Raw genomic sequence first — 26,690 nt, 5'->3', positions numbered from 1 at the left:
AGGTACGGGTCGTCGAAGGCCTCAGCCGCGCAGTTTTTCCAGCAGCTGGTGATTGGGATAGCCGTCGGCGGGCCAGCCCTGGGATTGCTGGTAGGCGCGGATGGCCTTGCGGGTGTTGGCGCCGATGATGCCGTCGGCACTGCCCGGGTCCAGCCCCAGGGCGGCCAGGCGCTGCTGCAGTTCGACCCGCTCGCTGCGGCTCAACGACAGGTCATCGGTGGGCCAGCTGCCGGCGATCTGGCCGGCGTCGCGATAGCGCTCCGAGAGCAGCGCCACACCCAGGGCATAGGAGCTGGAGTTGTTGTACCTGAGGATGGTGCGGAAGTTGTTGAACACCAGGAAGGCCGGACCGCGATGGCCGGCGGGCAGCAGCAGCGAGGCGCTGTCGCTGGGCTGGGCGGCCGGTTGCGGCAGGCCGAGGCCCTGGATGCCTAGGGCGTTCCACTCGGCCAGGCTCTTGCGCACGCCCATGTCGGCCAGGCTGTAGTCGAAGTTGGCCGGGACCCGGACCTCGTAGCCCCAGGGCTTGCCGTCCTGCCAGCCGGAGGCCTTGAGGTAGTTGGCGGTGGAGGCCAGGGCGTCGGCGGTGGAGCCCCAGATGTCGCGGCGACCGTCGCCGTCGAAGTCCACCGCGTACTGGTCGTAGGTGGTGGGAATGAACTGGGTCTGGCCCATGGCGCCGGCCCAGGAGCCGATCATGCGGTCGGCGGTGACGTCGCCGTGCTGCAGGATGCCGAGGGCGGCGATGAGCTGGTCCTGGGCGAAGTCCGGGCGGCGACCTTCATAGGCGAGGGTAGCCAGAGAGCGGATGACGCCCTTGTTGCCCATGTTGTTGCCGTAGTTGCTTTCCATGCCCCAGAAGGCCACCAGGCGCGCGGGCTCGATGCCGTAGCGGGCTTCCAGGGAGGCCAGCAGCCCGGCCTGCTGGATCAGCAGGCTCTTGCCGTTGCGCACCCGCAGGGGCGAGACGGCGGATTCCAGGTACTCCCAGACCGGCTTGGTGAATTCCGGCTGGCTGCGATCGGCGGCGATCACCGCCGGATCGGGTTGCACGCCGGCAAAGGCCTGGTCGAAGGTAGCGGCCGAGATGCCCCGGCCCAGGGCCAGGGTACGAAAGCGACTGCGCCATTGCTCGAAGCTCTCATCCGGTTGCGGCAGGGCCTCGGCCGCCGAGGCGGGGGCATTGGCCACGGGTGCGGGTTTGGACGAGGCGGGTGAAGAGGGCGCCGCGGTGGGCGTCGTCTGGGTCTGGGCGCAGGCGGCCAGGGCGGCGGTCAGCAGGGTGACCAGGGTTCCGGCGAGGAGGCCGCCGGTCTTGAATCCGCGGGTTTTCCCGAATTGCATCTGTCTCCACCGGACGTCTAGGCAGGAAGGCTCACCTTAGCACGGCCCGGGTCCTGACGTCTGTCAGGCGTCTGAGCGCGGCTTTCAGGCGGCCAGAAAGACCGAAGCCTTCTCGTCTTGCAACGAGAAGGCTTCGCGGCGGTAGCTGCCTTTGCCCTTGGCGGGCTTTTCCTGGCGGGCGCGATAACGGGGATCGCTGACGAGGACCTTGGCCTTGTTGGGGCCGCGGCTGTATTTCTTGGCCATGAGTGCGTGCTCCGAGGGGTGGGGACTCCCCCTTGATGGGGGCACGCCAGTCTATTGCAAGGGCCGGCCATTACAAGCGCCGGCCAGCGCTAGGACCTGGGCAGGGCCAGTCGCTTGCCGGCGAGCGTCAGGGCGAGGCTGGCCAGCGTCAGCCAGACCTCGCCGGGCGCCTGGCCCTTGATCTGTTCGTCGGCGACCTGGGCCTCGCGCAGCAGGGCTTCCAGGCGGCGGGCGCCCTGGCGCTGCAGGGCCCGACTGACCAGGGGGCGTCGCTTGTCCCACACCGGCGGCTTGACCTGGGTGAAGGCGCGATCCAGGGGCGTACCGCTTTCTTGAAGATGGGCCAGGTTGGCCAGCAGTCGCAATTCCCGGGCCAGGGCCCAGAGCACCACGGCCGCCTCCACGCCTTCGCCACGCAGGCCTTCGAGGATGCGCAGGGCGTGCTCCGCATCGCCGGCCAGGGCGGCATCCAGCAGGCCGAAGACGTCGTAGCGGGCACTGTCAGCCACCGAGGCACGTACGGTCTCGGCGCCCACCTGTGAGCCTTCGATGAGCAGGCGGAGCTTTTCGATCTCCTGGGCGGCGGCCAGCAGGTTGCCTTCCACCCGTTCGGCGATCAGTTCGACCGCTTCGGGCGTGGCGGCCAACCCCAGGCGCGACAGGCGCTGGTTGATCCACTGCGGCAACTGCGCCAGTTCCACCGGCCAGATCTGCACGAATTGCGCCTGCGGGTGCTCCAGCAGGGCCTTGGCCCACTTGGTCTTCTGGGCGGCAGCGTCGAGGCGCGGCAGGCTGATCAGCAACAGGGTGTCCTCGGCCGGGCGGGCGAGGTAGTCGAGCAAGGCAGCGGAGCCCTTGTCGCCAGGCTTGCCGGTGGGCAGGCGCAATTCGAGGATGCGCTTCTGGGCGAACAGCGAGAGGCTGGCGCCGGCCTCGTAGAGACGACCCCAGTCGAAGCCGGCATCGACGTCGAAGACCTCGCGCTCGTCGAAGCCCTGAGCACGGGCCGCGCCGCGGATGGCATCGCTGGCTTCCTGGCAGAGCAGGGGCTCATCGCCACTGACGGCATAGACGGCGGCCAGCGAGCCCTGGAGCTGCTTGCCCAGCTGATTGGCGTTGAGTTTCATGCTGAACCGGAAGGGCAAACCGGAGCCTTGCGGCTCCGGCTGCGGCGCTTAGCGCGCGGGGGTGGGGATGTCGATCGGCGACTGCTGCGGCGGGGCGGACTCGCGGGCGCGGCGGTCGGCTTCGGCCTTGGCGGCGGCGCGGGCATCGGCGTCGCGCTGCAGCTTGTCCAGGCGCTCCGGCGTCAGGGCCTGCAGGCGGGCGGCCAGCTGCTGCACCAGTTCGCGACGCATTTCGCGACGCAGCTGGTCCTTCTGCTGTTCGGAACCGACGATGTTGTTCTGGTCGGTCACGTAGTAGCGCTGGGTTTCCAGATAGTCGCTGACCAGCACCGCCTGGTTCTTGCCGATGATGGTGTAGGGCTGACGGGTGGTCAGCTCGACCTCGGCACTGCGGGCGCCGCTGGTGTAGCTGGCGGTGCGCTCGCTCTGGGCTTCGCCACCCAGATCCAGGGTGTAGGGCGCGCCCGAGGTGATCCGCACATGGGCGTCCTCGAGCATGTCGCGTACGTCCTTGACGGTCTGGCCATAGGCGTCGCGCGCCGTCAGGTTCAGCTCGTTCACGGTCAGGCGGGTTTCGCCGGTGCCACGCAGCTGGAAGCCGCAGGCGGTCAGCAGGGTCGCCAGGCCGACTACCGCAAGGCCGGGGAGAATCCGTTTCTTCATCTGTTGTCTGCTCCGTTCGCGTGTCTTAGTTGGCGACGATGTTGACCAGTTTACCCGGGACCACGACGACCTTGCGGATGGTCAGGCCCTCGGTGAAGCGTGCCACGTTCTCGTTGGCGCGGGCGGCGGCCTCGATGGCCTCGCGGCTGGCATCGGCCGGTACTTCGATCTGGCCGCGCAGCTTGCCGTTCACCTGGATGACGATCTGCAGACTGTCCTGCACCAGGGCGCTTTCGTCCACCTGCGGCCAGCGGGCGTCGATGACCGCATCGCTGTGGCCCAGCTGCTGCCAGAGACCGTGGGCGATGTGCGGGGTGATGGGGGCCAGCAGCAGGGTGACGGCCTCCAGGCCTTCCTGCAGCAGACGGCGATCGGTGTCGCTGTCCTGGGCAGCCTTTTCCAGCACATTCATCAGGGTCATGACCGCGGCGATGGCGGTGTTGAACTTGTGATGCTGACCGATATCCTGGCTGGCCTGGCGGATGGCCAGGTGGATGGCGCGGCGCACCTCCTTCTGGGCCGGCGACAGCTCGCCAAGGGCGTCGGCGCTCGGCAGGCCCTGGGTGACGTGGGCCTGGGCTAGACGCCAGACGCGGCGCAGGAAGCGGCTGGCGCCCTCGACGCCGGAATCGGACCATTCCAGACTCATGTCCGGCGGCGAGGCGAACATCATGAACAGCCGGCAGGTATCGGCACCGTACTGGTCGATCATCGCCTGGGGATCGACGCCGTTGTTCTTCGACTTGGACATCTTCTCGACGCCGCCGATTTCCACCGGCTGGCCGTCGCTCTTCAGGCGCGCGCCGATCACCTTGGCCTTGGCATCGCGCTCCACCTCGACATCGGCCGGGTTGAACCAGTCCTTGCTGCCGTTGGGCAGGGTGCGGTAGTAGGTCTCGGCCACCACCATGCCCTGGGTCAGCAGATTCTCGAAGGGCTCGTCGGAATCGATCAGGCCCTGGTCGCGCATCAGCTTGTGGAAGAAGCGCGAATAAAGCAGGTGCAGGATGGCGTGCTCGATGCCGCCGATGTACTGGTCGACGGGCAGCCAGTAGTTGGCTTCTTCCTTGTCCAGCATGCCGCCGGTGAAGTTCGGCGAGGCATAGCGGGCGAAATACCAGGAGCTTTCGACGAAGGTATCCATGGTGTCGGTTTCACGCCGGGCCGGCTGGCCGTTGCGCGGATCGGCGGTCTCATAGAACTCGGGCATGCGCGCCAGGGGCGAGCCGGCGCCGTCCGGCACCACGTCTTCGGGCAGCACCACCGGCAGCAGGTCGGCCGGCACCGGGATGTCGATGCCATCTTCGCCGTGGATGATCGGGATCGGGCAGCCCCAGTAGCGCTGGCGGCTGATGCCCCAGTCGCGCAGGCGGAACTGGGTGCGCGGCTGACCCAGGCCCTTGGCCTGCAGATCGGCGCCGATGGCGTCGAAGGCGGCGTCGTAGCTCAGGTTGTCGTAGGCGCCGGAATTGATCAGGAAGCCTTCCTTGCTGCCGTACCAGTCCTTCCACTGCACCGGGTCGAACTGGTAGCGCTCGTATTCCGCGGGGCTGTAGTCGTCCGGATTGGCCAGCACGCGGGTGGCCTCGGCGGTATCCACCACCTGGACGATGGGCAACTGGTACTTGTTGGCGAATTCGAAGTCACGCTCGTCGTGACCGGGCACGGCCATGACCGCGCCGTCGCCATAGTGCATCAGCACATAGTTGGCGACCCACACCGGCAGGCGGGCGTCGGTCAGCGGATGGCGGACGAACAGGCCGGTGTCCAGGCCCTTCTTCTCCTGGGTGGCGATGTCGGCTTCGGCGACGCCGCCGCGCTTGCACTCGTCGATGAAGTCCTGCAGCTGGGCATTGCCCTGGGCGGCCTGGGTGGCCAGCGGGTGTTCGGCGGCCACGGCGACATAGGTGGCGCCGAGCAGGGTGTCGGGACGGGTGGTGAAGACCTTCAGGGTGCCTTCGGCGCCGATGCTCTCCTGGTCATAGGGGAACTGCACCTCCATGCCGCGGGACTTGCCGATCCAGTTGCGCTGCATGGTCTTGACCTGCTCGGGCCAGCCGGGCAGGCCGTCGAGGGAGGTCAGCAGCTCTTCCGCATAGTCGGTGATGCGGAAGTAGTACATGGGGATCTCGCGCTTCTCGATCAGCGCACCGCTGCGCCAGCCGCGGCCGTCGATGACCTGCTCGTTGGCCAGTACGGTCTGGTCCACCGGGTCCCAGTTCACCGTGCCGTTCTTGCGGTAGATGATGCCCTTCTCGAACAGCTGGGTGAACAGCCACTGCTCCCAGCGATAGTAGTCGGGCTTGCAGGTGGTGACCTCACGGGACCAGTCGATCGCCAGACCCAGGCTCTGCAGCTGGGACTTCATGTAGGCGATGTTCTCGTAGGTCCACTTGGCCGGGGCCACGCCGTTCTTCATGGCAGCGTTTTCGGCGGGCATGCCGAAGGCGTCCCAGCCCATGGGCTGCAGGACGTTCTTGCCCAGCATCCGCTGGTAGCGGGCGATGACGTCGCCGATGGTGTAGTTGCGCACGTGCCCCATGTGCAGCTTGCCGCTGGGGTAGGGGAACATCGACAGGCAGTAGAACTTCTCCTGGCCCGGACGCATGGTGGCCTTGAAGGACAGATTCTGGTCCCAGAAGGACTGGGCGGCGGCTTCTATTTCGCGGGGCTGATAGTGTTCGTGCATGGGCGTGTCGAGGGCTGCAGAGGCGTTTGATCGAGCCGCCAAGCATACATGACCCCCCGAGCGCGGGGAAATGTCCCGGGCTGTCGCTTGTTTCGCACTCCGGGGGAGGCAGGGTTGGAAGGGCCGTACTAGGCTGATCAAACGTCCGTTCAATTACCCGGGAGGATGATCGCCATCATGGGAAAGTTTCGACGCGAGTCCGACAAGCTGCCCGTCGACGTGCGCCTGCAACGGCGCCTGGCGCTGGCGCTGGATGAGGCGGCTACCCAGGAGCGTCTCTATGACAGCACCGATGGGGAGGTCGAGGTGCAGGGCCTGAGTCCGGCCGAGTACGCTCTGATCAGGCGCTGGCTGGAACGTCACCAGGCGACGGAGGCGGCCATGGCCTGCTGCCTGGGCTGCGGGCGGGTACAGCCGGCGGGATCCTTTTGCAGTCATTGCCAGGGGCGGCAGGTCCTGGTCGAGAGTCCTTCTGCCCGGGTCCGCGCTCCCCTACACTGAGTGTCGCCGCGACCTGGAGGTCGCCACCGACCGGAGGGACCATGGGCCTGCGTTATTTTTTCAAGCAACTGCTGCTGCCACCGGGCGGCCTGCTGTTGCTCCTGTTGCTGGGGTGGTGGTTGCGTCGTCGCTATCCCCGTTTGGGCCTGGCCTGCTTCCTGGGCGGTCTGCTGGGGCTCTGGGCCAGTACCCTGCCGGTGGTGGTGGAAACCGGCGGTCGCCTGCTGGAGCGCGACGCCGCCCTGCCCGAAGCGCGCTGGGCGACGCTTGCGCAGCAGGCCGATGCCATCGTGGTGCTGGGCGCCGGGCGCGAGGTGGACGATCCGGGCTGGGCCGGCGATGCCGCCAGTCACCTGGCGGTGGAGCGATTGCGCTATGCGGCGCGGCTGGCCAAGGCCAGCGGCCTGCCGGTGCTGATCACCGGAGGCTCGCCCAATGACCGCCCGCTGAGCGAGGCGGCACTGATGACCGAGGTGATGGAGCGTGACCTGGGGGTGCCGGTGCGCTGGCAGGAAGGTGCCAGCCGCACCACCTGGGAGAACGCCACCCTCAGTGCGCCGCTGCTGCGTGAGGCCGGGGTGAAGCGGGTGGTACTGGTGACCCAGGCCTATCACATGGCCCGTTCGCGCTGGTGCTTCGAGCGCCAGGGCTTCCAGGTGGTGGCCGCGCCCATGGGCTTCATCGGTATTCCCAACGCACGGCCCTTCGGTGGCTGGCTGCCGGAAGCCAAGGCGGTCGAGCAGACCGCCCAGTTGCTCAACGAGGCCGCCGGGCTGCTGCTCTATCCGCTCGCCTATCGCTGAGTCACCACCAGCGGTGCCTCTTCGGGACGATCCTGCCGACGCAGCAGCAGGCCCCAGAGCAGCACCAGGGCGGAAAAGATCCCCAGCGGCCAGAGGCGGTAGTGCAGATAGGGGGTCAGGCCATCCATGGGCACCACGGTGCCCTGCAGCACGCCGACCTCGAAGGCCGGGATCTGCCGGCTGATGCGACCGAAGGGGTCGACCAGGGCGGTGATACCGTCGTTGGTGACCCGCACCAGCCAGCGACCGCTTTCCAGGGCGCGCATCTGCGCCATCTGCAGGTGCTGCTGCGGACCGATGGACTTGCCGAACCAGGTGTCGTTGCTGATGGTGAGCAGCAACTGACTCTGGGCCGCCATGCTGGCGACGAATTCCGGATAGACCACCTCGTAGCAGATGTAGGGCGCCACGCGATAGCCCTTCACCAGTAGTGGCTCCTGCTGCTCGGGGCCGCGGACGAAGTCGGACATGGGCAGGTCGAAGAAGCCTATCAGGCCGCGCAGGTATTCCTGCAGCGGCACGTATTCGCCGAAGGGCACCAGCTTCTGCTTGTAGTAGGTACCCGAGCCGTTGCCGACCGCGGTGATGCTGTTGAAGTAGCGCGAATCGCCGTCGGCGTCGCGTTCCCGGGCGGGCAGGCCGGTCACCAGGGCGCCGCCATGGGCCGCCACCTGGGCGCCTTCGGCGGCGAGGAAGTCACTGACGTATTCGCGCAGCACGGGAATGGCGTTTTCCGGCCAGACCACCAGGTCGGCGTCGGTCTGCTCGGCGGTACGGTCGCGATAGAGCGCCAGGGTGGCGCGGGCGTGGTCGGGATTCCACTTGAGTTCCTGGGCGATGTTGCCCTGGACCCCGGCGACTTTGAGCGGCGCGCCGGCCGGTTGCGTCCATACCTGGCCCTGGAAGACATCGCCGGCCACCCAGGGCAGGGCCACCAGCACCAGGGCCGCGATCAAGGCCACCGGTCGCAGGATCAGCCGCGGGGCGTTGACCAGCAGCGCCGCGGTAAAGGCCAGCACGGCCGAGATCAGCCAGACGCCGCCCAGGGGCGCCAGACCCTGCAGGGGACCGCTGAGCTGGCTGTAGCCCAGCAGCAGCCAGGGAAAGCCGGTCAGCGCCCAGCTGCGAAACAGCTCCAGGGCGAACCACAGGCCGGCGAAGGTGAGGGCGTCGCCCAGGGGTGCCTGGTTGCGTCTCAGGCACAGCGCCCACAGGCCGGCGGGCAGGGCGAAGAACAGCGCGATGCCGGCACAGAAACCCACGGTGAGAAAGAGCGCCAGGGGCACCGGCGCGGCCCCGTAGGTGTGGATGCTGACGTAGATCCAGCTGGTGCCGGCGAGAAAGGCGCCGAAGCCGTAGCACCAGCCGCGCAGCAGGGCGCGCCAGGCACCGAGCCCCTTGAGGCCCAGGTAGAAGAGACCGGCGGACAGCAGCGCCAGCGGCCAGATATTGAAGGGGGCCAGCGCCAGGGGCGTGAGGGCACCGGCGAAGAGCGCCAGAAGGTTGCCCTTCCAGCCGGGTTGAGAGATCCAGCGCATCGAAAATCCTTGGTCCGATCGAGGCTGCGCAAGCTTACTCGCCAGCGCGAGTCAGTGCCAAAGGCGCTTGAGGGAGAGCGAGCCAGGTCGCAGTTGGGGAGGGGATGGAAGGCTATCGCGGCCATGGCGATCCGTCGGTTGGGCTAGGACGACTCTATCGTCGAAGCCCAACAGTCGTGCAGTCGAGGCAAGGCCTGTTGGGCTTCGCTGCGCTCAACCCAACCTACGGCGGTCCGTAGGAGGGCGTGCGATGGGCATTGCCTGGGCCGTGCTAGCGGTTGACCGGGGTCACGCGCAGCAGGTGGATGCGGCGGCCGTCGGCGTTGAGCACGCGGAAGCGGAAGTCATCGATCACCGTTTCCTCGTTGCGCTTGGGCAGGTGGCCCAGGCGATTCATCACCAGGCCGCCGGCCGTGTCGGCCTCGGTGTCGGCGAAGCGGGTTTCCAGAATCTCGTTGAGCGTCTCGATGGGGGTGAGCGCCTTGACCACGAAGTCGCCATTGGGCAGCGACTTGATGAAGCTCTCTTCCTCCACGTCGTGCTCGTCCTCGATCTCGCCGACGATCTGCTCTAGCACGTCCTCGATGGTCACCAGGCCGGCGACGCCGCCGTATTCGTCCACCACGATGGCCATGTGGCTGTGGGTGGAACGGAATTCGCGCAGGAGTACGTTGAGCCGCTTGGACTCGGGTACGAAGGTGGCCGGGCGCAGCGCCGTCTTGAAGTCGAAGACCCGTGCAGGGTCCAGCAGCAGCGGCAGCAGGTCCTTGGCCAGCAGCAGGCCGAGCACGTCGTCGGGGCCATCGCCGATCACCGGATAGCGCGAGTGGGCCGCCTCGATCACCGCCGGCAGGAATTCGGCGGGCGTCTGCTGGGCGCGAATGCTGATGATCTGCGAGCGCGGCACCATGATGTCGCGCACCTGCAGGTCGGCCACCGAGATGGCGCCTTCGACGATGGACAGCACCTCGCTGTCGAGCACCTTGTTCTCGTGCGCTTCGCGCAGCAGTTCCAGCAGTTCCTGGCGGCTCTTGGGTTCATGGGCAAAGGCCTGGACGATGCGTTCCAGCCAGGAACGATGCCCAGTGCCTGATCGATCTTCGTTCATGTGTGTGTCATTCACCGTAGGGATCGGGGTAGCCCAGTTCAGCGAGCAATTGGCGTTCCAGGTCTTCCATCTCCTCGGCTTCGTCATCTTCCAGATGATCGTAGCCGAGCAGGTGCAGGCAGCCGTGGATGACCAGGTGCGCCCAGTGCGCCTTGGCGGGCTTGCCTTGCTCGGCGGCCTCGCGGGCCACCACGGGGGCGCAGATCACCAGGTCGCCGAGCAGGGGGATATCGAGGAATTCGTCCGGCACGTCGGCCGGAAAGGACAGCACGTTGGTGGCGTAGTCCTTGTGTCGCCAGGTGCGATTCAGCTCGCGGCCTTCGTCTTCGTCCACCAGGCGGATGGTGAGTTCCGAGTCGCCCTGGCGGGCGCGCAGGGCCAGTTCACACCAGCGGCGTAAGTCCGGCTCCTCGGGGAGGTCGGCCGCCTCGCTGGCGACCTGGACGTCCAGTTCAATCGCCATGGCGATCCTCTCCAGACGCGCGCGGCTGGTCCTGCAGCGCCTCGAAGCGGTCGTAGGCCTCGACGATGCGCTGCACCAGCGGATGGCGCACCACGTCCTTGGACTCGAAGTGGGTGAAACCAATGCCGGGCACGTCGCGCAGGACCTCGATGACGTGCTTGAGGCCCGACTTGGTGCCGCGCGGCAGGTCGACCTGGGTGACGTCACCGGTGATCACCGCGGTGGAGCCGAAACCGATGCGGGTCAGGAACATCTTCATCTGCTCGAGGGTGGTGTTCTGACTCTCGTCGAGAATGATGAAGCTATTGTTGAGGGTGCGGCCACGCATGTAGGCCAGCGGCGCGACCTCGATGACCTGGCGCTCGATGAGCTTGGCCACCTGCTCGAAGCCGAGCATCTCGTAGAGGGCGTCGTACAGCGGTCGCAGATAGGGGTCGATCTTCTGTGCCAGGTCGCCGGGCAGGAAGCCCAGCTTCTCGCCGGCTTCCACCGCCGGACGCACCAGCAGGATGCGGCGTATCTGCTCTCGCTCCAGGGCGTCCACGGCGCAGGCCACGGCCAGGTAGGTCTTGCCGGTACCGGCCGGACCTATGCCGAAGTTGATGTCGTGATCGAGGATCGACTTGACGTAGCGCTGCTGGTTGGCGCCGCGCGGGCGGATCATGCCTTTCTTGGTGCGCAGGGCGACGCTGGTGTCGCCACCGCTGCGGTGCTCTTCCTGCAGGGCTTCCAGACCGGATTCCTGCAGATAGAGGTGCACCAGTTCCGGAGCCACCGCGGTGCCGCTGGCGGTTTCGCGATAGAGGCGCTGCAGGAGATTCTGCGCTGCGCGGGTGCGCTCGGGCTCGCCGACCAGTTCGAACTGGTTGCCGCGATTGCGGATCTCGATGCCGAGACGGCGTTCGATCTGGCGCAGATTTTCATCGAGCTGGCCGCACAGGTTGGCGAAACGGTCGGCATCGAAGGGTTCGAGGGTGAAGTGCTGGAGCGTCTGGGGGGTATTCAAGGTGTGCTGGGAAACCCTTTGGATTGGCTTTACGAAAACTTGACGTAGCGTGAGAGTAACCTGGGTCGCGCCCTTGGCAAAGGGCGCGTGCGACCATCCATCAGGCCAGCGCGACGGCGACGGGCGGGCGCGCACCGCTGGCGACGGGGGCCAGTAGGGTGCCGCGCAGGGAGTGCGGCAGGGCTTCGTCGATGTGCACCTGGACGAACTGGCCGATCAGGCTGGCTTCGCTGCAACGGAAGTTGACGATGCGGTTGTTTTCGGTGCGGCCCTGCAGCATGCCGGGATCGCGCTTGGAGAAATCGCTGACCAGGATGGTCTGGACGCTGCCGGCCATGCGCCGGCTGATCTCGAAGCCCTGCTGGTGGATGCGCGTCTGCAGGATCTGCAGGCGTTGCTTCTTGACCTCGTCCGGGGTGTCGTCGACCAGGTCCGCCGCCGGGGTGCCGGGACGGGCGCTGTAGATGAAGGAGAAGGAGAAGTCGAAACCGACGTCCTCGATCAGCTTCATGGTCTGTTCAAAGTCCTTCTCGGTCTCGCCGGGGAAGCCGACGATGAAGTCCGAGCTGATGCAGATGTCGGGCACCGCCGCCTTGAGCTTGCGGATGCGCGACTTGTATTCCAGCGCCGTGTGGTTGCGCTTCATGGCGGCCAGGATGCGATCCGAACCGGCCTGCACCGGCAGGTGGACGAATTTCACCAGTTCCGGGATCTCGGCGTGGGCCTGGATCAGGGCGTCGGAGAACTCCAGCGGGTGCGAGGTGGTGTAGCGGATGCGGTCGATGCCGTCGACCGCCGCCACCACATAGAGCAGTTCGGCGAAGTCGGCGATGCGGCCGTCGCCGGTGGCGCCGCGATAGCCGTTGACGTTCTGGCCCAGCAGGGTCACTTCTCGTACCCCGTGCTCGGCGAGGTGGATGATCTCGGCGAGGACGTCGTCCAGCGGCCGGCTGACCTCTTCACCACGGGTATAGGGCACCACGCAGAAGGTGCAGTACTTGCTGCAGCCTTCCATGATGGAGACGAAGGCGCTGGGGCCGTCGATGCGCGGCTCGGGCAGGCGGTCGAACTTCTCGATCTCGGGGAAGGAGATGTCCACCTGGGGCGCCCGGGTGGTGCGCGCGGCGTCGATCATCTCCGGCAGGCGGTGCAGGGTCTGGGGTCCGAAGACCACGTCGACATAGGGCGCGCGGTCGCGAATGGCAGCGCCTTCCTGACTGGCCACGCAGCCACCGACACCGATCACCAGATCGGGATTCTCCAGCTTGAGTTCGCGCCAGCGACCGAGCTGGGAGAACACCTTCTCCTGCGCCTTCTCGCGGATCGAGCAGGTGTTGAGCAGGATGACATCGGCCTCGGCCGGATTCTGGGTGACTTCCAGCGGCTCCCGTTCGCCGAGCAGGTCGACCATGCGCGACGAATCGTATTCGTTCATCTGGCAGCCATGGGTTTCGATATAGAGCTTCTTGGACATGCGCGGCAGGGAGTCGGTGGCGAGTGGACCGCGCATTATAATGATGGCCTTCCGCACGGGGAAGAGCCGCCCGGAAGGCGGTCGGTCTAGGCCTGGGCAGCGTCCTCCGGCAGCCGGGCGATGACCTTGATCTCGAAGCGAAAGCCGGCCAGCCAAGTGGCGCCGACCGCGGTCACCGTGGGGTAGGGCGCCGTGCCCCAGTGCTCCAGCAGCACCGGCCAGATCCGCTCGAAGCTGGCTTCGGCATCGACCATGAACAGGGTGACGTCCACCACGTCGGCAAAGGTGGCGCCGGCCGCGGCGAGGACGGCGTCGAGATTGGCGAAGGCCAGGCGGACCTGATCCTCCAGCTCCGGCTCGGGTGAGCCATCGGCGCGGCTGCCGACCTGGCCCGAGACGAAGAGAAAGCCGTTGGAACGGATGGCTGGCGAATAGCGGTGCTGTTCGTAGAGAGCGTGGCGCTGGGCGGGAAAGACGACGTCGCGGGTCATGCTGGGGCTCCGGTAGGGATCGCTGGAGCCACCTTAGGCGCCGCTCGCCAGGGGATAAACCCGGCCAGGCGGTCAGCATTGTTTGTACAATCCAAACAATCCCCTGTTCAGGAATCGGCATGGATCTGTTCGCCGCGATGCAGACCTTCGTGCGGGTGGTGGAAGCCGGCAGCTTCACCCGCGCGGCCGAGACCCTCGGCAGCAGCCGCACCCGCGTCACCCAGCAGGTGCGCCTGCTCAATCGCACCACCCGGCAGGTGCAGGTCACCGCCGACGGCGCGGCCTATTACGACCGCTGCCTGGGCGTGCTGGCAGCGGTGGACGATGCCGAAACGGGGCTTTCGGTCGCCACCCGCACGCCCCGTGGCCGCCTGCGAGTGGACGTGCCCAGCCCGCTGGCGCGGTTGATCCTGATCCCGGCTCTGCCGGACTTCTTCGAGCGCTATCCGGATATCCAGCTCGAGCTGGGCGTCAGCGATCGCCAGGTGGATCTGATCGGTGACAACGTCGATTGCGTGATCCGCGGCGGGCGCATCCGCGAGCAGTACCTGGTGGCCCGGCCGCTAGGGGCGCTGCAACTGGGCTGCTATGCCGCACCGGCCTATCTCGCCGCCCAGGGTGTGCCGGTTCATCCCGCCGAGCTGGCCGAGACGCCGCACCGGGTGGTGCGGTTTCTCTGGGGTAGGGGCAAGGGCTTTCCCTATGCCCTGCAGCGCGGCGCCGAGCGCCTGGAGCTGCAGGGCCGCCACAGTCTGGAGGTGGACGACGGCAATGCCTGTCTGGCGGCGGGGCAGGCCGGACTGGGGGTGGTCTGCCTGCCGCACTACCTGGCAGCGGAAGCGGTCGATCGTGGCGAACTGGTCAGGCTGTTCGCGGACTGGCAGGTGGCACCCCTGCCGCTGTATCTGGCCTTCGCACCCAATCGTCATGTCAGCGCCAAGTTGCGGGTCTTCATCGACTGGGTGACAGCCGTGGTGGCCGAGCGGGCCTGGTTGGAAACCCCTGGCGAACGCTGACGGCTGCCGGGGCCGGCGTGCTATGCTCGCTACCCCCTTTTTCCTCGGCGAAACCCGCGTCCACCATGAGCTCATCCCCCAGCAAGCCGGCCATCTACAAGGTCATCTTCGTCAACCAGGGTCAGGTCTTCGAGATCTATGCCAAGCAGATCTTCCAGAGCGATCTCTGGGGCTTCCTGGAAATCGAGGAACTGGTGTTCGGCGAGCGCACCCAGGTAGTGGTGGATCCGAGCGAGGAAAAGCTCAAGGCGCAATTCGAAGGCGTAGTGCGCAGCTTCGTGCCCATGCACTCGATCATCCGCATCGACGAGGTGGAGCGCCTGGGGCAGCCCAAGATCAGCGAAGCCAAGGGTGGCACCAATGTCATGCCGTTTCCGATGCCAATGCCCGACAAGCCCTGAGAACCTGGCCAAAGTCTGCTGCGCGTCGGCCAAACGGCGTTGAAAATGGCTTCGGAATGCTCATTTACGACTTGTAAACTCCGCTTCCTAAGCCATTTTCGCCTTGTTTGTCTCTAGCTCGCGAGACTTTGAACAGGCTCTGCCGGGCTCGCCGTCAGTTCTGCGGCGGCTGGAAGGGATTGAGATTGCCTGCGGTCTGCATGTCTTGCAGATAGTCGCGGAAGATCTGCCCCAGCACCTGGGTAGCCATCTCCAGTTCGTCACGGCGCATCTGGGCGCTGACCAGGTCGGCGGTGTCCATGGCTTCGTCGTTGCCATTGATGGCGGCCATCTTCAGCACGATATAGGCCTGGATGTTGTTGGGCGGTACGCCCTCGCCACGAAAGAACATGTTGCCGAGGCGATTCTGCGCATCGGCATTACCCTTGAGCGAGGCCTGCTCGAACCACTGACGCGCCTGGTTCAGGTCCTTGGGCGTCTGCTTGCCTTCGTAGTAGAAGTCACCGAGTTCGTACTGCGCCTGGGAATCGCCTTCGTGGGCGATCTGCTGGCAGCGGGCGATCGCCTGCGCCAGGGCTTCGTTGGCCAGATTCAGGTTGCAACGGCTGGTGCTGGGGACGAGCAGCGAATTGCCTCCGGCCAGGGCGGCCAGGGGCATCAGGATCAGGGCTGCGCACAGGGTACGACCAGCGCGGTGCATGAAGCGCCTCCACGAGCGAGGCAGGTTCGGAGAACCCGGTCGGCGAAACGCGCCGACATCTCATTATGGGTCAAGCCGACGCACGCTTTCAAAACCTTTACGCGCAACGGCGGAACTTTTTTACCCGTGACGCCGGCCACTCAACTAGTGTGTGAGGCCGGCGGGGCAGAGAGGTTCCACAGGCGAGACGAATGACACCTGTCAGACGGGTCCTAGTCCTTGAAGGTGGCGAAGGCGCGCTCGGCGGCGTCCAGGGTGATGCGCAATTCCTCGTCGCCGTGGGCAATGGAGGTGAAGCCGGCTTCGAAGGCGCTGGGCGCCAGGTAGACGCCACCGTCCAGCATCAGGTGGAAGAAGCGCTTGAACCTCTCGCTATCGCTGGCCATGACATCGCTGAAGGTAACGATGTCTTCGGCGCCGCTGAAGTAGAGACCGAACATGCCGCCTGCCTGGGTGGTGACGAAGGGCACACCGGCGGCATCGGCGCGGTCCTGCAAGCCTTGCAGCATTCGCGTGGTGTAGTCGGTCAGCTCGGCGTGGAAGCCGGGACGGCGGATCAGTTGCAGGGTGGTAAGGCCGGCGGCCATGGCCAGCGGATTGCCCGACAGGGTGCCGGCCTGGTAGACCGGGCCGAGCGGGGCGATCTTCTCCATGATCTCGCGCTTGCCGCCAAAGCAGCCGACCGGCATGCCGCCGCCGACGATCTTGCCGAAGGTGGTGAGGTCCGGGCGGATGCCGTAGTGCGCCTGGGCACCACCCAGGGCGACGCGGAAGCCGGTCATGACCTCGTCGAAGATCAGCACCACGCCGTAGCGATCGCAGAGGCTGCGCAGCCCCTCCAGGAAACCCGGCGCCGGCGGTACGCAGTTCATGTTGCCGGCCACCGGCTCGACGATGATGCAGGCGATCTGGTCGCCCACCTTGGCCAGGGTTTCTTCCACTTCGCCCAGGTCATTGTAGGCCAGGGTCAGGGTGTGCTGGGCGAAGGCCGCCGGCACGCCGGGAGAGCTGGGCACGCCCAGGGTCAGGGCGCCGGAACCGGCCTTGACCAGCAGGCTGTCGGAGTGGCCGTGGTAGCAGCCCTCGAACTTGATGATGGTGTCGCGCCCGGTGTAGCCGCGCGCCAGGCGGATGGCGCTCATGGTGGCCTCGGTGCCCGAGCTGACCATGCGCACCATTTCCATGGACGGCACGATCTCGCAGATGAGATCGGCCATGGTGGTTTCCAGGGCGGTCGGGGCGCCGTAGGAGAGGCCGTGTTCCAGCTGACGACGCACGGCGTCGAGCACGTCGGGATGGCTGTGGCCGAGGATCATCGGTCCCCAGGAACCGACGTAGTCGACATAGCGCTTGTCATCCTCGTCGACGATATAGGCGCCCTGGGCGTGCTTGAAGAACAGCGGCGTGCCGCCGACGCTCTTGAAGGCGCGGACCGGCGAGTTGACGCCACCGGGGATGTGGCGCTGGGCCTGGTCGAAGAGTTGCGCGGAGCGGGACATAGGGGTCTCCTTGAAGGGGATCAGGCCGTGAATAGCCGGACGAAGGCGCGCGCGCGGCGCTCCACCTCGCCCGCGCTGGCGGCGGAAAACAAGCTGTGGACGACGGCGATCAGGTCGACGCCGTGGGCGAGCAGATGTGGGGCATTGTCCAGGGTGACACCGCCGATGGCGCAGACCGGCAGAGCGAAACGACTGCGGGCTTGGTCGAGCAATTCCAGGGGCGCTGGCGGGGCATCCGGCTTGGTGCTGGAGGCGAAGAAGCGACCGAAGGCCAGGTAGCTGACGCCGGCCTGGACCGCGGCCTCGGCCAACTCCAGACTGGCGTGGCAGGTGCCGCCGAGGATGGCTTCCGCACCCAGTTCGGCGCGGGCCGCGGCCAGGGAACCGTCTTCCTGACCCAGGTGCAGGCCGACGCCCAGCTGGCGGGCCAGGGCGAGGTCGTCATTGATGATCAACAGGGCGCCATGCTGGCGGCAGAGGTCGGCAAGAGCCGCGGCTTCGTCATGACGACGGTTGGCATCCCCTGACTTGTCGCGGTACTGCACCAGGCGGGCACCGCCCTGCAGGGCAGCTTCGACATAGGGCAGCAGGCGACCCTCGGCGAGCAGAGCGCTGTCGGTGATGGCGTAGAGGCCGCGTAGGGGGCTCATGAGCAGAAGTCCAGTGGCAGGCGCCGCGGCACGTACTGGCCGCGACCGGGGCGCTCGGCGTCCCTCAGGGTGCGCCAGGTGTAGTCCAGGGCGCTGCGTACCGCGCTGGGCAGGGCTTCGCCCAGGGCCAGGCGCCCAGCCAGGGTACTGGCCAGGGTGCAGCCGGAGCCGTGGTAGCTGCCGGGCAGGCGCTGGCAGACATGGGTCTCGCAGCCACCGGCACGGTCATAGAGGCGGTTGTGCACCTCGTGTTCTTCGCCATGGCCGCCGGTGATCAGGAGGTGGGCGCAGAAGGGCAGCAGGCGCTCGGCGCACTGCTCCGGGGTGCCCTCGGGCAACTCGGCGAGGATGCGCGCCTCGGGCAGGTTGGGGGTGGCGATGGTGGCGCGCGGCAAGAGGCGTTCGCGAATGGCGTAGCCGACCTCGTCCTTGCCCAGCGCGCCGCCACCACCGGCGCGCAGCACCGGATCGCAGACCAGGGGTACGCCAGGGAGCGCTTCCATGATCTCCAGCACCGTCTCGACCATCTCCACCGAACCGAGCATGCCCAGCTTGACCGCCGCCACTGGCAGGTCGGCGATGATCGCCCGGGCCTGGGCTAGCACCCACTCGCGATCCAGCACCCGGAAGTTCAGCACGTCGACGGTGTCCTGCACGGTCAGCGCGGTGACCGCCGGGGCGGCATGGCAGCCCTGGGCGAGCAGGGCTTCGATGTCGGCCTGCAGGCCGGCACCGCCACTCGGATCGTGGCCGGACAGGCAAAGGACGACGGGACGTTGGGGTTCGAGGGTCATGGACGTCAGCCTAGCAAAGGGAAAAGGGGCGCAGCGGCCGGGCGCCGCAGGGAGTGGCACCCTACAACGACCTCGCGCCCCGCGCCACCCGTTGACATGGGACCCGGATCGGGACGAAGGAACTCCGCTGCCGGTTGGGTAGCCGATATACTGCACCTTTGCTCGGGTAAGGCGGTTCTATGGCGTTGTGGCGGTTGTTGCGTGATTTCTTCCTGCGCCAACGGCGTGCCTACGGGACCGCCATCCTCTGCCTGCTGGGCGTCGGTCTGCTCAACCTGACCCTGCCCTGGTGGATCGGCAAGGCCATCGACGCCCTGCGTGCCGGCGAGCTGGATCAGACCGGCCTGCTCTGGCGCGTCGCCCTGATCGTGGCGGTCGGCTGTGGCCTCTATGTGCTCCGCTATCAGTGGCGGGTGCGCCTGTTCGGCACCTCCTACCAGGTCGGCGTGGAGCTGCGCGATGCCTTCTTCGCCAAGCTGGCGCGGCTGGATCCCGGCTTCTTCCAGTCCAGTCGTACCGGTGACCTGCTGGCCCGAGCCACCCAGGACATCGACGCCGTGGAGACCGCCGCCGGCGAAGGGGTGCTGGCCAGTTTCGATGGCATGCTGACCCTGCTGCTGGTGCTGCTGGCCATGTTCATCGGCATCGACGCACCCCTGGCCGCCCTGGCATTGTTGCCCTTTCCCTTCATGGCCTGGGGTTTCTATCGCGTGGCGCGGCGGGTGCAGCAGCGCTTCGGCCTGGCGCTGGCCGGCTTTTCCGCCCTCAACGACCGTACCCAGGAAGCCCTCAGCGGCCTGCGCATGCTGCGCCAGCATGCCCTGATCGAAGCCGAGCTGGATGACTTCGACGCCCGCGCCCGTAGCGTGGCCAAGGCCGACTACCAGGTGCAGCGCACCGAGGCGCGCTACGAGCCGATCATCTTCGTCGCCCTGAGTCTCGCCACCCTGCTGACCCTGGTCATGGGCAGCTGGCGCTATCTCGACGGCCACATCACCCTGGGCCAGCTGACCAGCTTCAGCCTCTATCTCGTGCAGCTGATCTGGCCGATGTTCGCCATCGGCTGGTGCTTCAACCTGCTGCAGCGCGGCGAAGCGGGTGCCCGTCGGCTGGAGGAGGTGTTCGCCGTCACCGAGCGCATCCGTGACGAAGGCACCCAGACGCCGCCGGACCAGGCGGATCTGTCGGTCTATATCCCGGCCTTCACCTATCCCCAGGCACGCCAGCCGGCCTTGCAGGACGTGGTCATCGACCTGCCCGCGGGCGATACACTGGGCATCGTCGGTGCCACCGGCAGCGGCAAGAGCACCCTACTGCGCCTGCTGCTGCGCCAGTTTCCGCTGGAGCAGGGCTGCATTCGCCTGGGTGGGGTGCCGCTGGAGGACTACCGGCTGGGCGACTTGCGCGCCCAGTTCGCCTATGTGCCCCAGGATCCCTTCCTGTTCGCCCGTACCCTGGGCGAAAACGTCGCCCTCAGTCGCCCCGACGCCACCGCCGGAGAGATCCGCGAAGCCCTCGACGCTGCTGCCTTCGGCACCGACCTGGCGGCCCTGCCGCAAGGCCTGGATACCCCGGTGGGCGAGCGCGGCCTGACCCTCTCCGGCGGCCAGCGCCAGCGGGTGGCCCTGGCGCGGGCGCTGCTCTCTCCGGCGCCCATCCTGCTGCTGGACGACACCCTCTCGGCGGTGGATACCGCCACCGAAGCCCGCCTGCTCAAGACGCTGGCCAGGCTGCAGGGGCGTACCACCCTGATCGTCAGCCACCGCCTCTCGGCCGTGCAGCACGCCGACGAGATCATCGTGCTCGACCAGGGCAGCCTGGTGGAGCGGGGCCGCCATGGCGAGCTGCTCGCCGCCGGTGGTCTCTATGCCCGACTCTGGAATCTGCAGCAGGCGGAGGAGGCCGGCCAATGACCAAGACCCGCGTGCTTTCCCTGCTGCTCAAGCCGGTGCTGGCCAATCCGCGCAAGCTGGCCGGCACCCTGGCGATCCTGGTCGTGGCGACCCTGTTCGATGTGTTGGGGCCCTGGCTGACCAAGCACTACCTGGACAACTACCTGGTGCCCCACGACCTGCGCCTCTGGCCGCTGGTGGGCCTAGTCGCCGCCTATGTGGTCTCCCAAGGCCTGGCCGCCTATGGCCGCTATCTGCAATCCCTGAGATTCGCCGAGATCGCCATGGACGTGGTGCTCCTGCAGCGGCGCCGGCTGTTCCGCCATGTGCTGAGCCTGCCGCAGAGCTTCCACGATCGTACCGCCACCGGCGAACTGGTGGCGCGGGTCACCAACGACACCGATGCCCTGCGCGAACTCTATGTGGCCTTCCTCGGCAACATGGTCGGCAACATCGTGCTGCTGATCGGCATCCTGGTGGCCATGGCGCTGCTCGACGTACGCCTGATGGCCATCGCCGTGCTGCTGATCCCGGCCGCGGTGCTGATCGTCTGGGCCTACCAGCGATACAGCGGCGCGGCGGCCATGGAGGTGCGGATGCTGCGCGCCGAGCAGAGCGCCCGGCTGGGCGAGGCCATCGGCGGCATGGGTCTGTTGCAGGCCTTCAACCAGACCGAGCGCTTCCGCCAGGATTTCCAGCGGCTCAACCAGGCCCAGTACGGCGCGCGCATGCGCACCATCCGTGTCTCCGGCCTGCTGCTGCGCTCGGCGCTGGATCTGGTCAGCGTGGCGGTGCTGGCGGTGCTGCTGCTGGTCTACGGTATGGGGCATCTGCAGGGCGGCGCCGAGATCGGCGTGCTCTATGCCTTCGTCACCTACCTGGGCCGGGTGACCGAGCCGCTGATGGACATCACCCAGAGATTCAACCTGTTCCAGCAGGCCACGGTGGCCGGCACCCGGCTGCTGCACCTGCTGGAAGAGAAGCCGGCGCTGAGCGGCGAAGATGACCGCCCCATCGCGACCGCGCACTTCCATCTCGACGCCGTGCGCTTCCGCCATGCCGGCGCCGGGCACGACACTCTGCACGGCATCGACCTGGACATCGCTCCGGGCACCTTTCTCGGTATCGTCGGCCCCACCGGCAGCGGCAAGTCGACCCTGCTCGACCTGCTCGCCGGACTGCAACCGGTCACCGGCGGCCACCTCTGCCTGGACGGTCGCGAACTGGGCACGCTGACTCCGGAAGTGCTGGGCGCCGCCTTGGCCAGCGTGCCCCAGGAGCCCTTCATCCGTTCCAGCAGTCTCAGGGACAACCTGCTGCTGGGTAGCCAGGTGCCGGATGCGCGCCTGCGCGAGGCCCTGGCCGCCGCCCACCTGGATGACCTGGTGGCACGGTTGCCGGAAGGCCTGGATACCCTGCTGGGCGAGCGTGGCTTCACCCTGTCCACCGGCGAGCGGCAGCTGCTGGCGCTGGCCCGGGCGCTCTTGCGCGAACCCAAGGTGCTGCTGCTGGACGAGGCCACCGCCAGCATCGACAGCGCCACCGAGGCGCGGCTCCAGGGGGCGCTGGACGAATTGCGTGGCCAGGTCACCCTGATCGTGGTGGCGCACCGGCTGTCCACCATCCGCCATGCCGATCGCATCCTGGTGCTGCGCGACGGCCGCAAGGTGGAGGAGGGTAGTCACGAATCGCTGCTGCAGCGGCCCGACGGCCACTATCGCCGGCTGTGGGAGCAGCATGCCCAGGGTGACAAACCCCTATGAGCCGTCACAGCCGTTGTCACCCAGGGGTGTTAGGGTGTCAGCTATAGCCAGCGCCCCAACAAGGAAACCTGCATGACCTCCGTATCCGAGGATTTCACCGTCGTCGCCACCGCCAGCGAGGCGGTCGACCGGCTCGCGGCGCTGCACCAGGAGGCCACCCAGGCCCTGGATGCGGCGCTCAAGCGCTATCTCAAGGATCGCGTCGAACCCAGCGCCGCCGAGCGCCAGCTGTTCCGCTATCCCGAGATCCGCATCCGCTATCGCGCGCCCGGCGTGCCGCCGGCCACCACCCGCGCCTACGCCAAGATCCAGCTGCCCGGCACCTATGTGGCCACCGTGACCCATCCGGCGGCCTTTCGCGGCTATCTGCTGGAGCAGCTCGAACCCCTGATGCGCGACTATGACGTCCAGGTCGAGGTCGGTCGCAGTCGCCAGGACATCCCCTACCCCTATGTGGTAGAGCAGGGCGACGAACTGGCCGGTAGCGGCGTGACCGCCGCCGAGCTGGCGCGGGTCTTTCCCAGCACCGATCTCTCCGCCGCCCACGACGACATCGCCGACGGCCACTACGACTGGGAGCGCATCGATCCGCTGCCGCTGGCCTTGTTCGATGCCGCCCGTACCGACTTCTCGCTGAGACGCATCGTTCACTACACCGGCAGCGACTGGCGCCACGTGCAGCCCTGGATCCTGCTGACCAACTACCATCGCTACGTCGACCAGTTCATCCAGCATGGCCTGGAGCAACTGCGCAGCGATCCGCGCTTCGAGCGCCTGGTGCTGCCGGGCAACGTCATCATCGAACGTGACATGGACCCCACCGAGGCCCAGGCGGTCATCGCCGCCATCGCCTGGCACCGCTTCCAGATGCCGGCCTACCACCTGATAGCGAGCGACGGCCATGGCGTTACCCTGGTCAACATCGGCGTCGGCCCGTCCAACGCCAAGAACATCACCGACCACCTGGCGGTGCTGCGTCCGCACTGCTGGCTGATGATCGGCCACTGTGGCGGCCTGCGGCAGTCGCAGACCATCGGCGACTACGTGCTGGCCCACGCCTACATGAGACGCGACGGCATCCTCGACCGCGTGGTGCCGCCGCACATTCCCATCCCGGCGCTGGCCGAGGTGCAGGTGGCCCTGCAGGAAGCCGCCGCCAGCGTCACCGGCGAACGTGGGGAAGCGCTCAAGCGGCGCCTGCGTACCGGTACCGTGCTGACCTACGACGACCGCAACTGGGAGTTGCGCTGGGCTCAGGAACGCCCGCTGATCAACCTGGCGCGCGCCGTGGCGGTGGACATGGAGAGCGGCACCATCGCCGCCCAGGGCTATCGCCTGCGGGTGCCCTACGGCACCCTGCTGTGCGTGTCCGACAAGCCCTTGCACAGCGAGATCAAGCTGCCCGGCTCGGCCAACGCCTTCTATGCCCGCGCGGTGAGCCAGCACCTGGCCATCGGCATCGCCGCCCTCGACCAGCTGCGTACCCAGCTCGACTCCCTGCACTCGCGCAAGCTGCGCAGCTTCGACGAGCCGCCGTTCCGGTAAGGCGCTGGGGTTGGGCGTGTTGGGCTTCGCTGCGCTCAACCCAACCTACGGCGAGGCGCCTGAATCGAAGGTGGTCTAGCAGCACTCGGATGACTCCCTCTCCCCCTGGGAGAGGGTTGGGGTGAGGGCACGCTACGGTGCCAGGGGGCTGATCGCGATCATGGCGGTCCGCCGATGCGGCCGCTCCTACGGTTGCTTCCGTGCCTGTAGGCGCGGCCCATGGCCGCGATCAGCAAAACATCGCATTTCTATCGGAGCGGTCGCGATGGTCAGCAGACCTAGGCCCGCGTCTTCACCTCGCCACGTAACACCAGCCAGACCGCCAGACCTATCACAACGGCGCCCAGCAAGGCGTTGGGTGCCAGGGTTTCCCCCAGCACCAGATAGCCCCAGAGCACGCCGAACGGAGGAACCAGAAAGGTCACACTGAGGGTGCGTAACGGCCCCAGGTCGGCTAACAGCCGGAAATACAGGATGTAGGCCAACGCCGTACACAGCAGGCCCACCGCCAGGACGCTGAGCCAGGCGCTCATGGGAGGCATGTCGGGAAGGGGATTCATGACCAAGACCGCCATACTGAACGGCAAGAGGAACAGGGTCGCGCCCAGCTGGCTGCCAAGGGCGACCAGGGTGGCATCGAGCCCCCCACGCTCGCTGATCCAGCGGCGCGCCAGGTAGCCAGCCATGCCGTAGCAGGCCGTTGCCAGCAGGCAGGCGCCGATGCCGACCAGCATGGCCGCGCTCGTATCCAGCTCGCCTCGGGGCAGGATCAGCGCCACGCCCAGGAACCCGATGGTTACGCCCAACCATTGGCGTCGGCTCAGGGCCTCGCCAAAGCAGGCGAAGCCGATCAGGGCGCCCATCAGTGGCGTGGTGGCGTTGAGCAGGGCCGAATAGCCAGCCGGGAGGTGGCGCGCCGCCAGGCAGTACAGCAGGAACGGCAGGCCCGAATTGACGATGCCGAGCAGGGCCACCCGCCGGAATTTGCCGTCGAAGCGCCAGGCGGATTTCAATAGCAGTGACAGAGCGGCCAGCCCCAGGGCGCCGAGCAGCACGCGCAGGAAGGCGGTGTTCAAGGCACCGAAGGCCGGTACCGCGATCCGCATGAAAAGAAAACTCGCGCCCCAGATCGCCGCCAGTAGTGCCAGCCGCAGTCCATCTCCTTTGCCCATTTCCCTTCCCCTCGGTCGCTGAATGCCTGCGAGTGAGTATGGGGAGGCAGCGGACGCGAGACCGGCCGTTTCCGGCCAGGGTAATGAAGAGGGGCGAGGCCGCGCGTAGACCGCTCGGGAAACCCCCTGTCATCGCCCCTCCGGAACATCTCGTCGCCCGCTCCGGTCGGTTGCAGGAGTGGGGGTGAGTCCGCGCGCGTCACCGTTCGGTAAAGATCACGGATTTAACATTGATCTTCAGGGCGTCTGGCCCTAAAGTTCGCGCCCGAACGTCCATGCTGGAAACGATCCATCCGGCTCAAGTACCGACGACGAGACAGCGAGGTCAACGCCAGTACGCGTTGACCTTTTTGCTTTCGGCGATGTGCCTTGGGAAGTAGGCGAACCAAAGTGGGGAAACGGATTAGGCGTTCAGAACACCCCCTCCTTCAATTTGTTCTGCCCATCGGGAGTCCGACGCATGTCCATCAAGGTCGAAGATTACTATTCTCGCGAAACCTTCCAGAAGATGAAGGCCTTCGCCGACCAGCATGAAACCCCCTTCGTCGTCATCGACACCGCCACCATCGCGCGGGCCTATGACGATCTCGTTGGCAACTTCCCGTTCGCCAAGATCTACTACGCGGTCAAGGCCAACCCGGCCATCGAGATCACCGAGCTGCTGCGTGACAAGGGCTCCAACTTCGACATCGCCTCCATCTACGAGCTGGACAAGGTGCTGTCCACCGGTGTCGGTCCGGAGCGCATCAGCTACGGCAACACCATCAAGAAATCCAAGGACATCCGCTACTTCTACGAGAAGGGCGTACGCATGTTCGCCACCGACTCCGAGGCCGACCTGCGCAACATCGCCAAGGCCGCTCCGGGCTCGCGCATCTATGTGCGGATCCTCACCGAGGGCTCCAACTCGGCCGACTGGCCGCTGTCGCGCAAGTTCGGCTGCCAGCCCGACATGGCCCTGGATCTGCTGATCCTGGCCCGCCAGCTGGGCCTGGAGCCCTATGGCATCTCCTTCCATGTCGGCAGCCAGCAGCGCGACATCGACGTCTGGGACGCCGCCATCGCCAAGGTCAAGGTGATCTTCGAGCGCCTCAAGGAAGAAGACGGCATCACCCTGAAGATGATCAACATGGGCGGTGGCTTCCCGGCCAACTACATCCAGCGCACCAACAGCCTGGAGACCTATGCCGAGGAGATCATCCGCTTCCTCAAGGAAGACTTCGGCGACGAACTGCCGGAAATCATCCTGGAGCCGGGCCGTTCGCTGATCTCCAACGCCGGCATCCTGGTCAGCGAAGTGGTGCTGGTGGCGCGCAAGTCGCGTACCGCCGTCGAGCGCTGGGTCTATACCGACGTGGGCAAGTTCTCCGGCCTGATCGAAACCATGGACGAATCCATCAAGTTTCCGATCTGGACCGAGAAGAAGGGCGAGATGGAAGAAGTCGTCATCGCCGGGCCGACCTGCGACAGCGCCGACATCATGTACGAGCACTACAAGTACGGCCTGCCGCTGAACCTGGCCAGCGGTGACCGCCTGTACTGGCTGTCCACCGGTGCCTACACCACCAGCTACAGCGCGGTGGAATTCAACGGCTTCCCGCCGCTGAAGGCCTTCTACCTCTAAGGCCTCTGGGTGTCGATCGAGCCCGCGTCCCACAAGGGACGCGGGCTTTTTCATGCCTGTCGCCAGGGCGCCTGTCAGGCAACGTCAGAATTTGTTAAGAATAGTTTACATTCGCTATGGATTTGATAATCGTTTGCAAATAGAATCGCGCCGCATTCACAAAAGGAGGCGGCTCGCCATC

At 66.7% G+C, this 26,690-nt stretch carries 24 protein-coding genes; 8 read left to right on the top strand and 16 right to left on the bottom strand.

Features of this window, described 5'->3' with window-relative positions:
- Positions 1–21 precede the first annotated feature (21 nt).
- The 5 genes from NRG74_RS11875 to leuS form a co-directional block, all read right to left on the bottom strand.
- Positions 22–1,344 carry a lytic murein transglycosylase gene (locus NRG74_RS11875; protein WP_257704000.1) on the bottom strand — a complete coding sequence of 441 codons (1,323 nt, stop codon included), beginning with the start codon at positions 1,342–1,344 and terminating at the stop codon, positions 22–24.
- 84 nt (positions 1,345–1,428) lie between these two features.
- Complete coding sequence (arfA, locus tag NRG74_RS11870) at positions 1,429–1,590, bottom strand: alternative ribosome rescue factor ArfA (RefSeq protein ID WP_007159657.1); 162 nt, start codon at positions 1,588–1,590, stop codon at positions 1,429–1,431.
- An 89-nt stretch (positions 1,591–1,679) separates the two neighbouring features.
- Positions 1,680–2,717: a DNA polymerase III subunit delta gene (holA, locus tag NRG74_RS11865; protein WP_257703998.1), complete on the bottom strand. Its 1,038-nt coding sequence runs from the start codon at positions 2,715–2,717 to the stop codon at positions 1,680–1,682.
- Positions 2,718–2,765: 48 nt separating this feature from the next.
- The gene (gene lptE, locus NRG74_RS11860; RefSeq protein ID WP_017642503.1) at positions 2,766–3,380 is read right to left on the bottom strand and encodes an LPS-assembly lipoprotein LptE; all 615 of its coding nucleotides are present in this window, start codon (positions 3,378–3,380) and stop codon (positions 2,766–2,768) included.
- 25 nt (positions 3,381–3,405) lie between these two features.
- Complete coding sequence (leuS, locus tag NRG74_RS11855; protein ID WP_257703995.1) at positions 3,406–6,069, bottom strand: leucine--tRNA ligase; 2,664 nt, start codon at positions 6,067–6,069, stop codon at positions 3,406–3,408.
- Positions 6,070–6,246: 177 nt separating this feature from the next.
- Here leuS and NRG74_RS11850 point away from each other — a divergent pair, with 177 nt between their 5' ends.
- The gene (locus NRG74_RS11850) at positions 6,247–6,570 is read left to right on the top strand and encodes a hypothetical protein (protein ID WP_257703993.1); all 324 of its coding nucleotides are present in this window, start codon (positions 6,247–6,249) and stop codon (positions 6,568–6,570) included.
- A gap of 41 nt (positions 6,571–6,611) precedes the next feature.
- Positions 6,612–7,373 carry a YdcF family protein gene (locus NRG74_RS11845; protein WP_184291655.1) on the top strand — a complete coding sequence of 254 codons (762 nt, stop codon included), beginning with the start codon at positions 6,612–6,614 and terminating at the stop codon, positions 7,371–7,373.
- On the opposite strand, the gene lnt is transcribed toward NRG74_RS11845, so the two are convergent.
- From lnt to NRG74_RS11815, 6 genes are all read right to left on the bottom strand, one after another.
- A complete protein-coding gene (gene lnt / locus NRG74_RS11840; RefSeq protein WP_257703990.1) occupies positions 7,364–8,911 on the bottom strand; it encodes an apolipoprotein N-acyltransferase in 1,548 nt (515 codons plus the stop codon). The genes NRG74_RS11845 and lnt overlap by 10 nt on opposite strands.
- Positions 8,912–9,182: 271 nt before the next feature.
- Positions 9,183–10,019: an HlyC/CorC family transporter gene (locus NRG74_RS11835; RefSeq protein ID WP_017642498.1), complete on the bottom strand. Its 837-nt coding sequence runs from the start codon at positions 10,017–10,019 to the stop codon at positions 9,183–9,185.
- A 7-nt stretch (positions 10,020–10,026) separates the two neighbouring features.
- A complete protein-coding gene (gene ybeY, locus NRG74_RS11830; protein ID WP_017642497.1) occupies positions 10,027–10,482 on the bottom strand; it encodes an rRNA maturation RNase YbeY in 456 nt (151 codons plus the stop codon).
- The gene (locus NRG74_RS11825; protein WP_064308511.1) at positions 10,472–11,488 is read right to left on the bottom strand and encodes a PhoH family protein; all 1,017 of its coding nucleotides are present in this window, start codon (positions 11,486–11,488) and stop codon (positions 10,472–10,474) included. The genes ybeY and NRG74_RS11825 overlap by 11 nt, the downstream gene beginning before the upstream one ends.
- Before the next feature lie 100 nt (positions 11,489–11,588).
- Complete coding sequence (gene miaB, locus NRG74_RS11820) at positions 11,589–12,962, bottom strand: tRNA (N6-isopentenyl adenosine(37)-C2)-methylthiotransferase MiaB (protein ID WP_257706588.1); 1,374 nt, start codon at positions 12,960–12,962, stop codon at positions 11,589–11,591.
- Between the two features lie 86 nt (positions 12,963–13,048).
- Positions 13,049–13,453: a RidA family protein gene (locus NRG74_RS11815; protein ID WP_160923651.1), complete on the bottom strand. Its 405-nt coding sequence runs from the start codon at positions 13,451–13,453 to the stop codon at positions 13,049–13,051.
- A gap of 119 nt (positions 13,454–13,572) precedes the next feature.
- On the opposite strand from NRG74_RS11815, the gene NRG74_RS11810 reads away from it, so the two are divergent.
- Positions 13,573–14,469, top strand: a complete 897-nt coding sequence (locus NRG74_RS11810) for a LysR family transcriptional regulator (protein ID WP_257703988.1) — start codon at positions 13,573–13,575, stop codon at positions 14,467–14,469.
- Positions 14,470–14,534: 65 nt separating this feature from the next.
- Positions 14,535–14,870: a DUF1820 family protein gene (locus NRG74_RS11805; protein WP_007159644.1), complete on the top strand. Its 336-nt coding sequence runs from the start codon at positions 14,535–14,537 to the stop codon at positions 14,868–14,870.
- A gap of 154 nt (positions 14,871–15,024) precedes the next feature.
- Here NRG74_RS11805 and NRG74_RS11800 read toward each other — a convergent pair whose 3' ends face one another.
- The 4 genes from NRG74_RS11800 to NRG74_RS11785 form a co-directional block, all read right to left on the bottom strand.
- Positions 15,025–15,570: a tetratricopeptide repeat protein gene (locus NRG74_RS11800; RefSeq protein WP_093250526.1), complete on the bottom strand. Its 546-nt coding sequence runs from the start codon at positions 15,568–15,570 to the stop codon at positions 15,025–15,027.
- 212 nt (positions 15,571–15,782) lie between these two features.
- Positions 15,783–17,069: a glutamate-1-semialdehyde 2,1-aminomutase gene (hemL, locus tag NRG74_RS11795; protein WP_064308514.1), complete on the bottom strand. Its 1,287-nt coding sequence runs from the start codon at positions 17,067–17,069 to the stop codon at positions 15,783–15,785.
- Positions 17,070–17,089: 20 nt separating this feature from the next.
- Complete coding sequence (gene thiE / locus NRG74_RS11790; RefSeq protein ID WP_257703984.1) at positions 17,090–17,719, bottom strand: thiamine phosphate synthase; 630 nt, start codon at positions 17,717–17,719, stop codon at positions 17,090–17,092.
- Complete coding sequence (locus tag NRG74_RS11785; RefSeq protein WP_257703983.1) at positions 17,716–18,513, bottom strand: bifunctional hydroxymethylpyrimidine kinase/phosphomethylpyrimidine kinase; 798 nt, start codon at positions 18,511–18,513, stop codon at positions 17,716–17,718. The genes thiE and NRG74_RS11785 overlap by 4 nt, the downstream gene beginning before the upstream one ends.
- Before the next feature lie 179 nt (positions 18,514–18,692).
- On the opposite strand from NRG74_RS11785, the gene NRG74_RS11780 reads away from it, so the two are divergent.
- From NRG74_RS11780 to amn, 3 genes are all read left to right on the top strand, one after another.
- Complete coding sequence (locus NRG74_RS11780; RefSeq protein WP_160923656.1) at positions 18,693–20,426, top strand: ABC transporter ATP-binding protein; 1,734 nt, start codon at positions 18,693–18,695, stop codon at positions 20,424–20,426.
- Positions 20,423–22,168: an ABC transporter ATP-binding protein gene (locus tag NRG74_RS11775; RefSeq protein ID WP_257703980.1), complete on the top strand. Its 1,746-nt coding sequence runs from the start codon at positions 20,423–20,425 to the stop codon at positions 22,166–22,168. Before NRG74_RS11780 ends, NRG74_RS11775 begins: the two co-directional genes overlap by 4 nt.
- 72 nt (positions 22,169–22,240) lie before the next feature.
- Complete coding sequence (gene amn, locus NRG74_RS11770) at positions 22,241–23,713, top strand: AMP nucleosidase (protein ID WP_017642486.1); 1,473 nt, start codon at positions 22,241–22,243, stop codon at positions 23,711–23,713.
- 278 nt (positions 23,714–23,991) lie between these two features.
- On the opposite strand, the gene NRG74_RS11765 is transcribed toward amn, so the two are convergent.
- Positions 23,992–24,885 (bottom strand): DMT family transporter, encoded by an 894-nt coding sequence (locus tag NRG74_RS11765; protein WP_257703976.1) that lies wholly within the window; start codon positions 24,883–24,885, stop codon positions 23,992–23,994.
- A 460-nt stretch (positions 24,886–25,345) separates the two neighbouring features.
- On the opposite strand from NRG74_RS11765, the gene NRG74_RS11760 reads away from it, so the two are divergent.
- Positions 25,346–26,509: a type III PLP-dependent enzyme gene (locus NRG74_RS11760; protein WP_257703975.1), complete on the top strand. Its 1,164-nt coding sequence runs from the start codon at positions 25,346–25,348 to the stop codon at positions 26,507–26,509.
- Positions 26,510–26,690 lie beyond the last annotated feature (181 nt).

Origin of the sequence: Pseudomonas oryzihabitans (genome assembly GCF_024652905.1) — a bacterium.
Classification (GTDB): Bacteria; Pseudomonadota; Gammaproteobacteria; order Pseudomonadales; family Pseudomonadaceae; genus Chryseomonas; species Chryseomonas benzopyrenica.
This window is presented reverse-complemented; position numbering and strand designations above follow the sequence as displayed.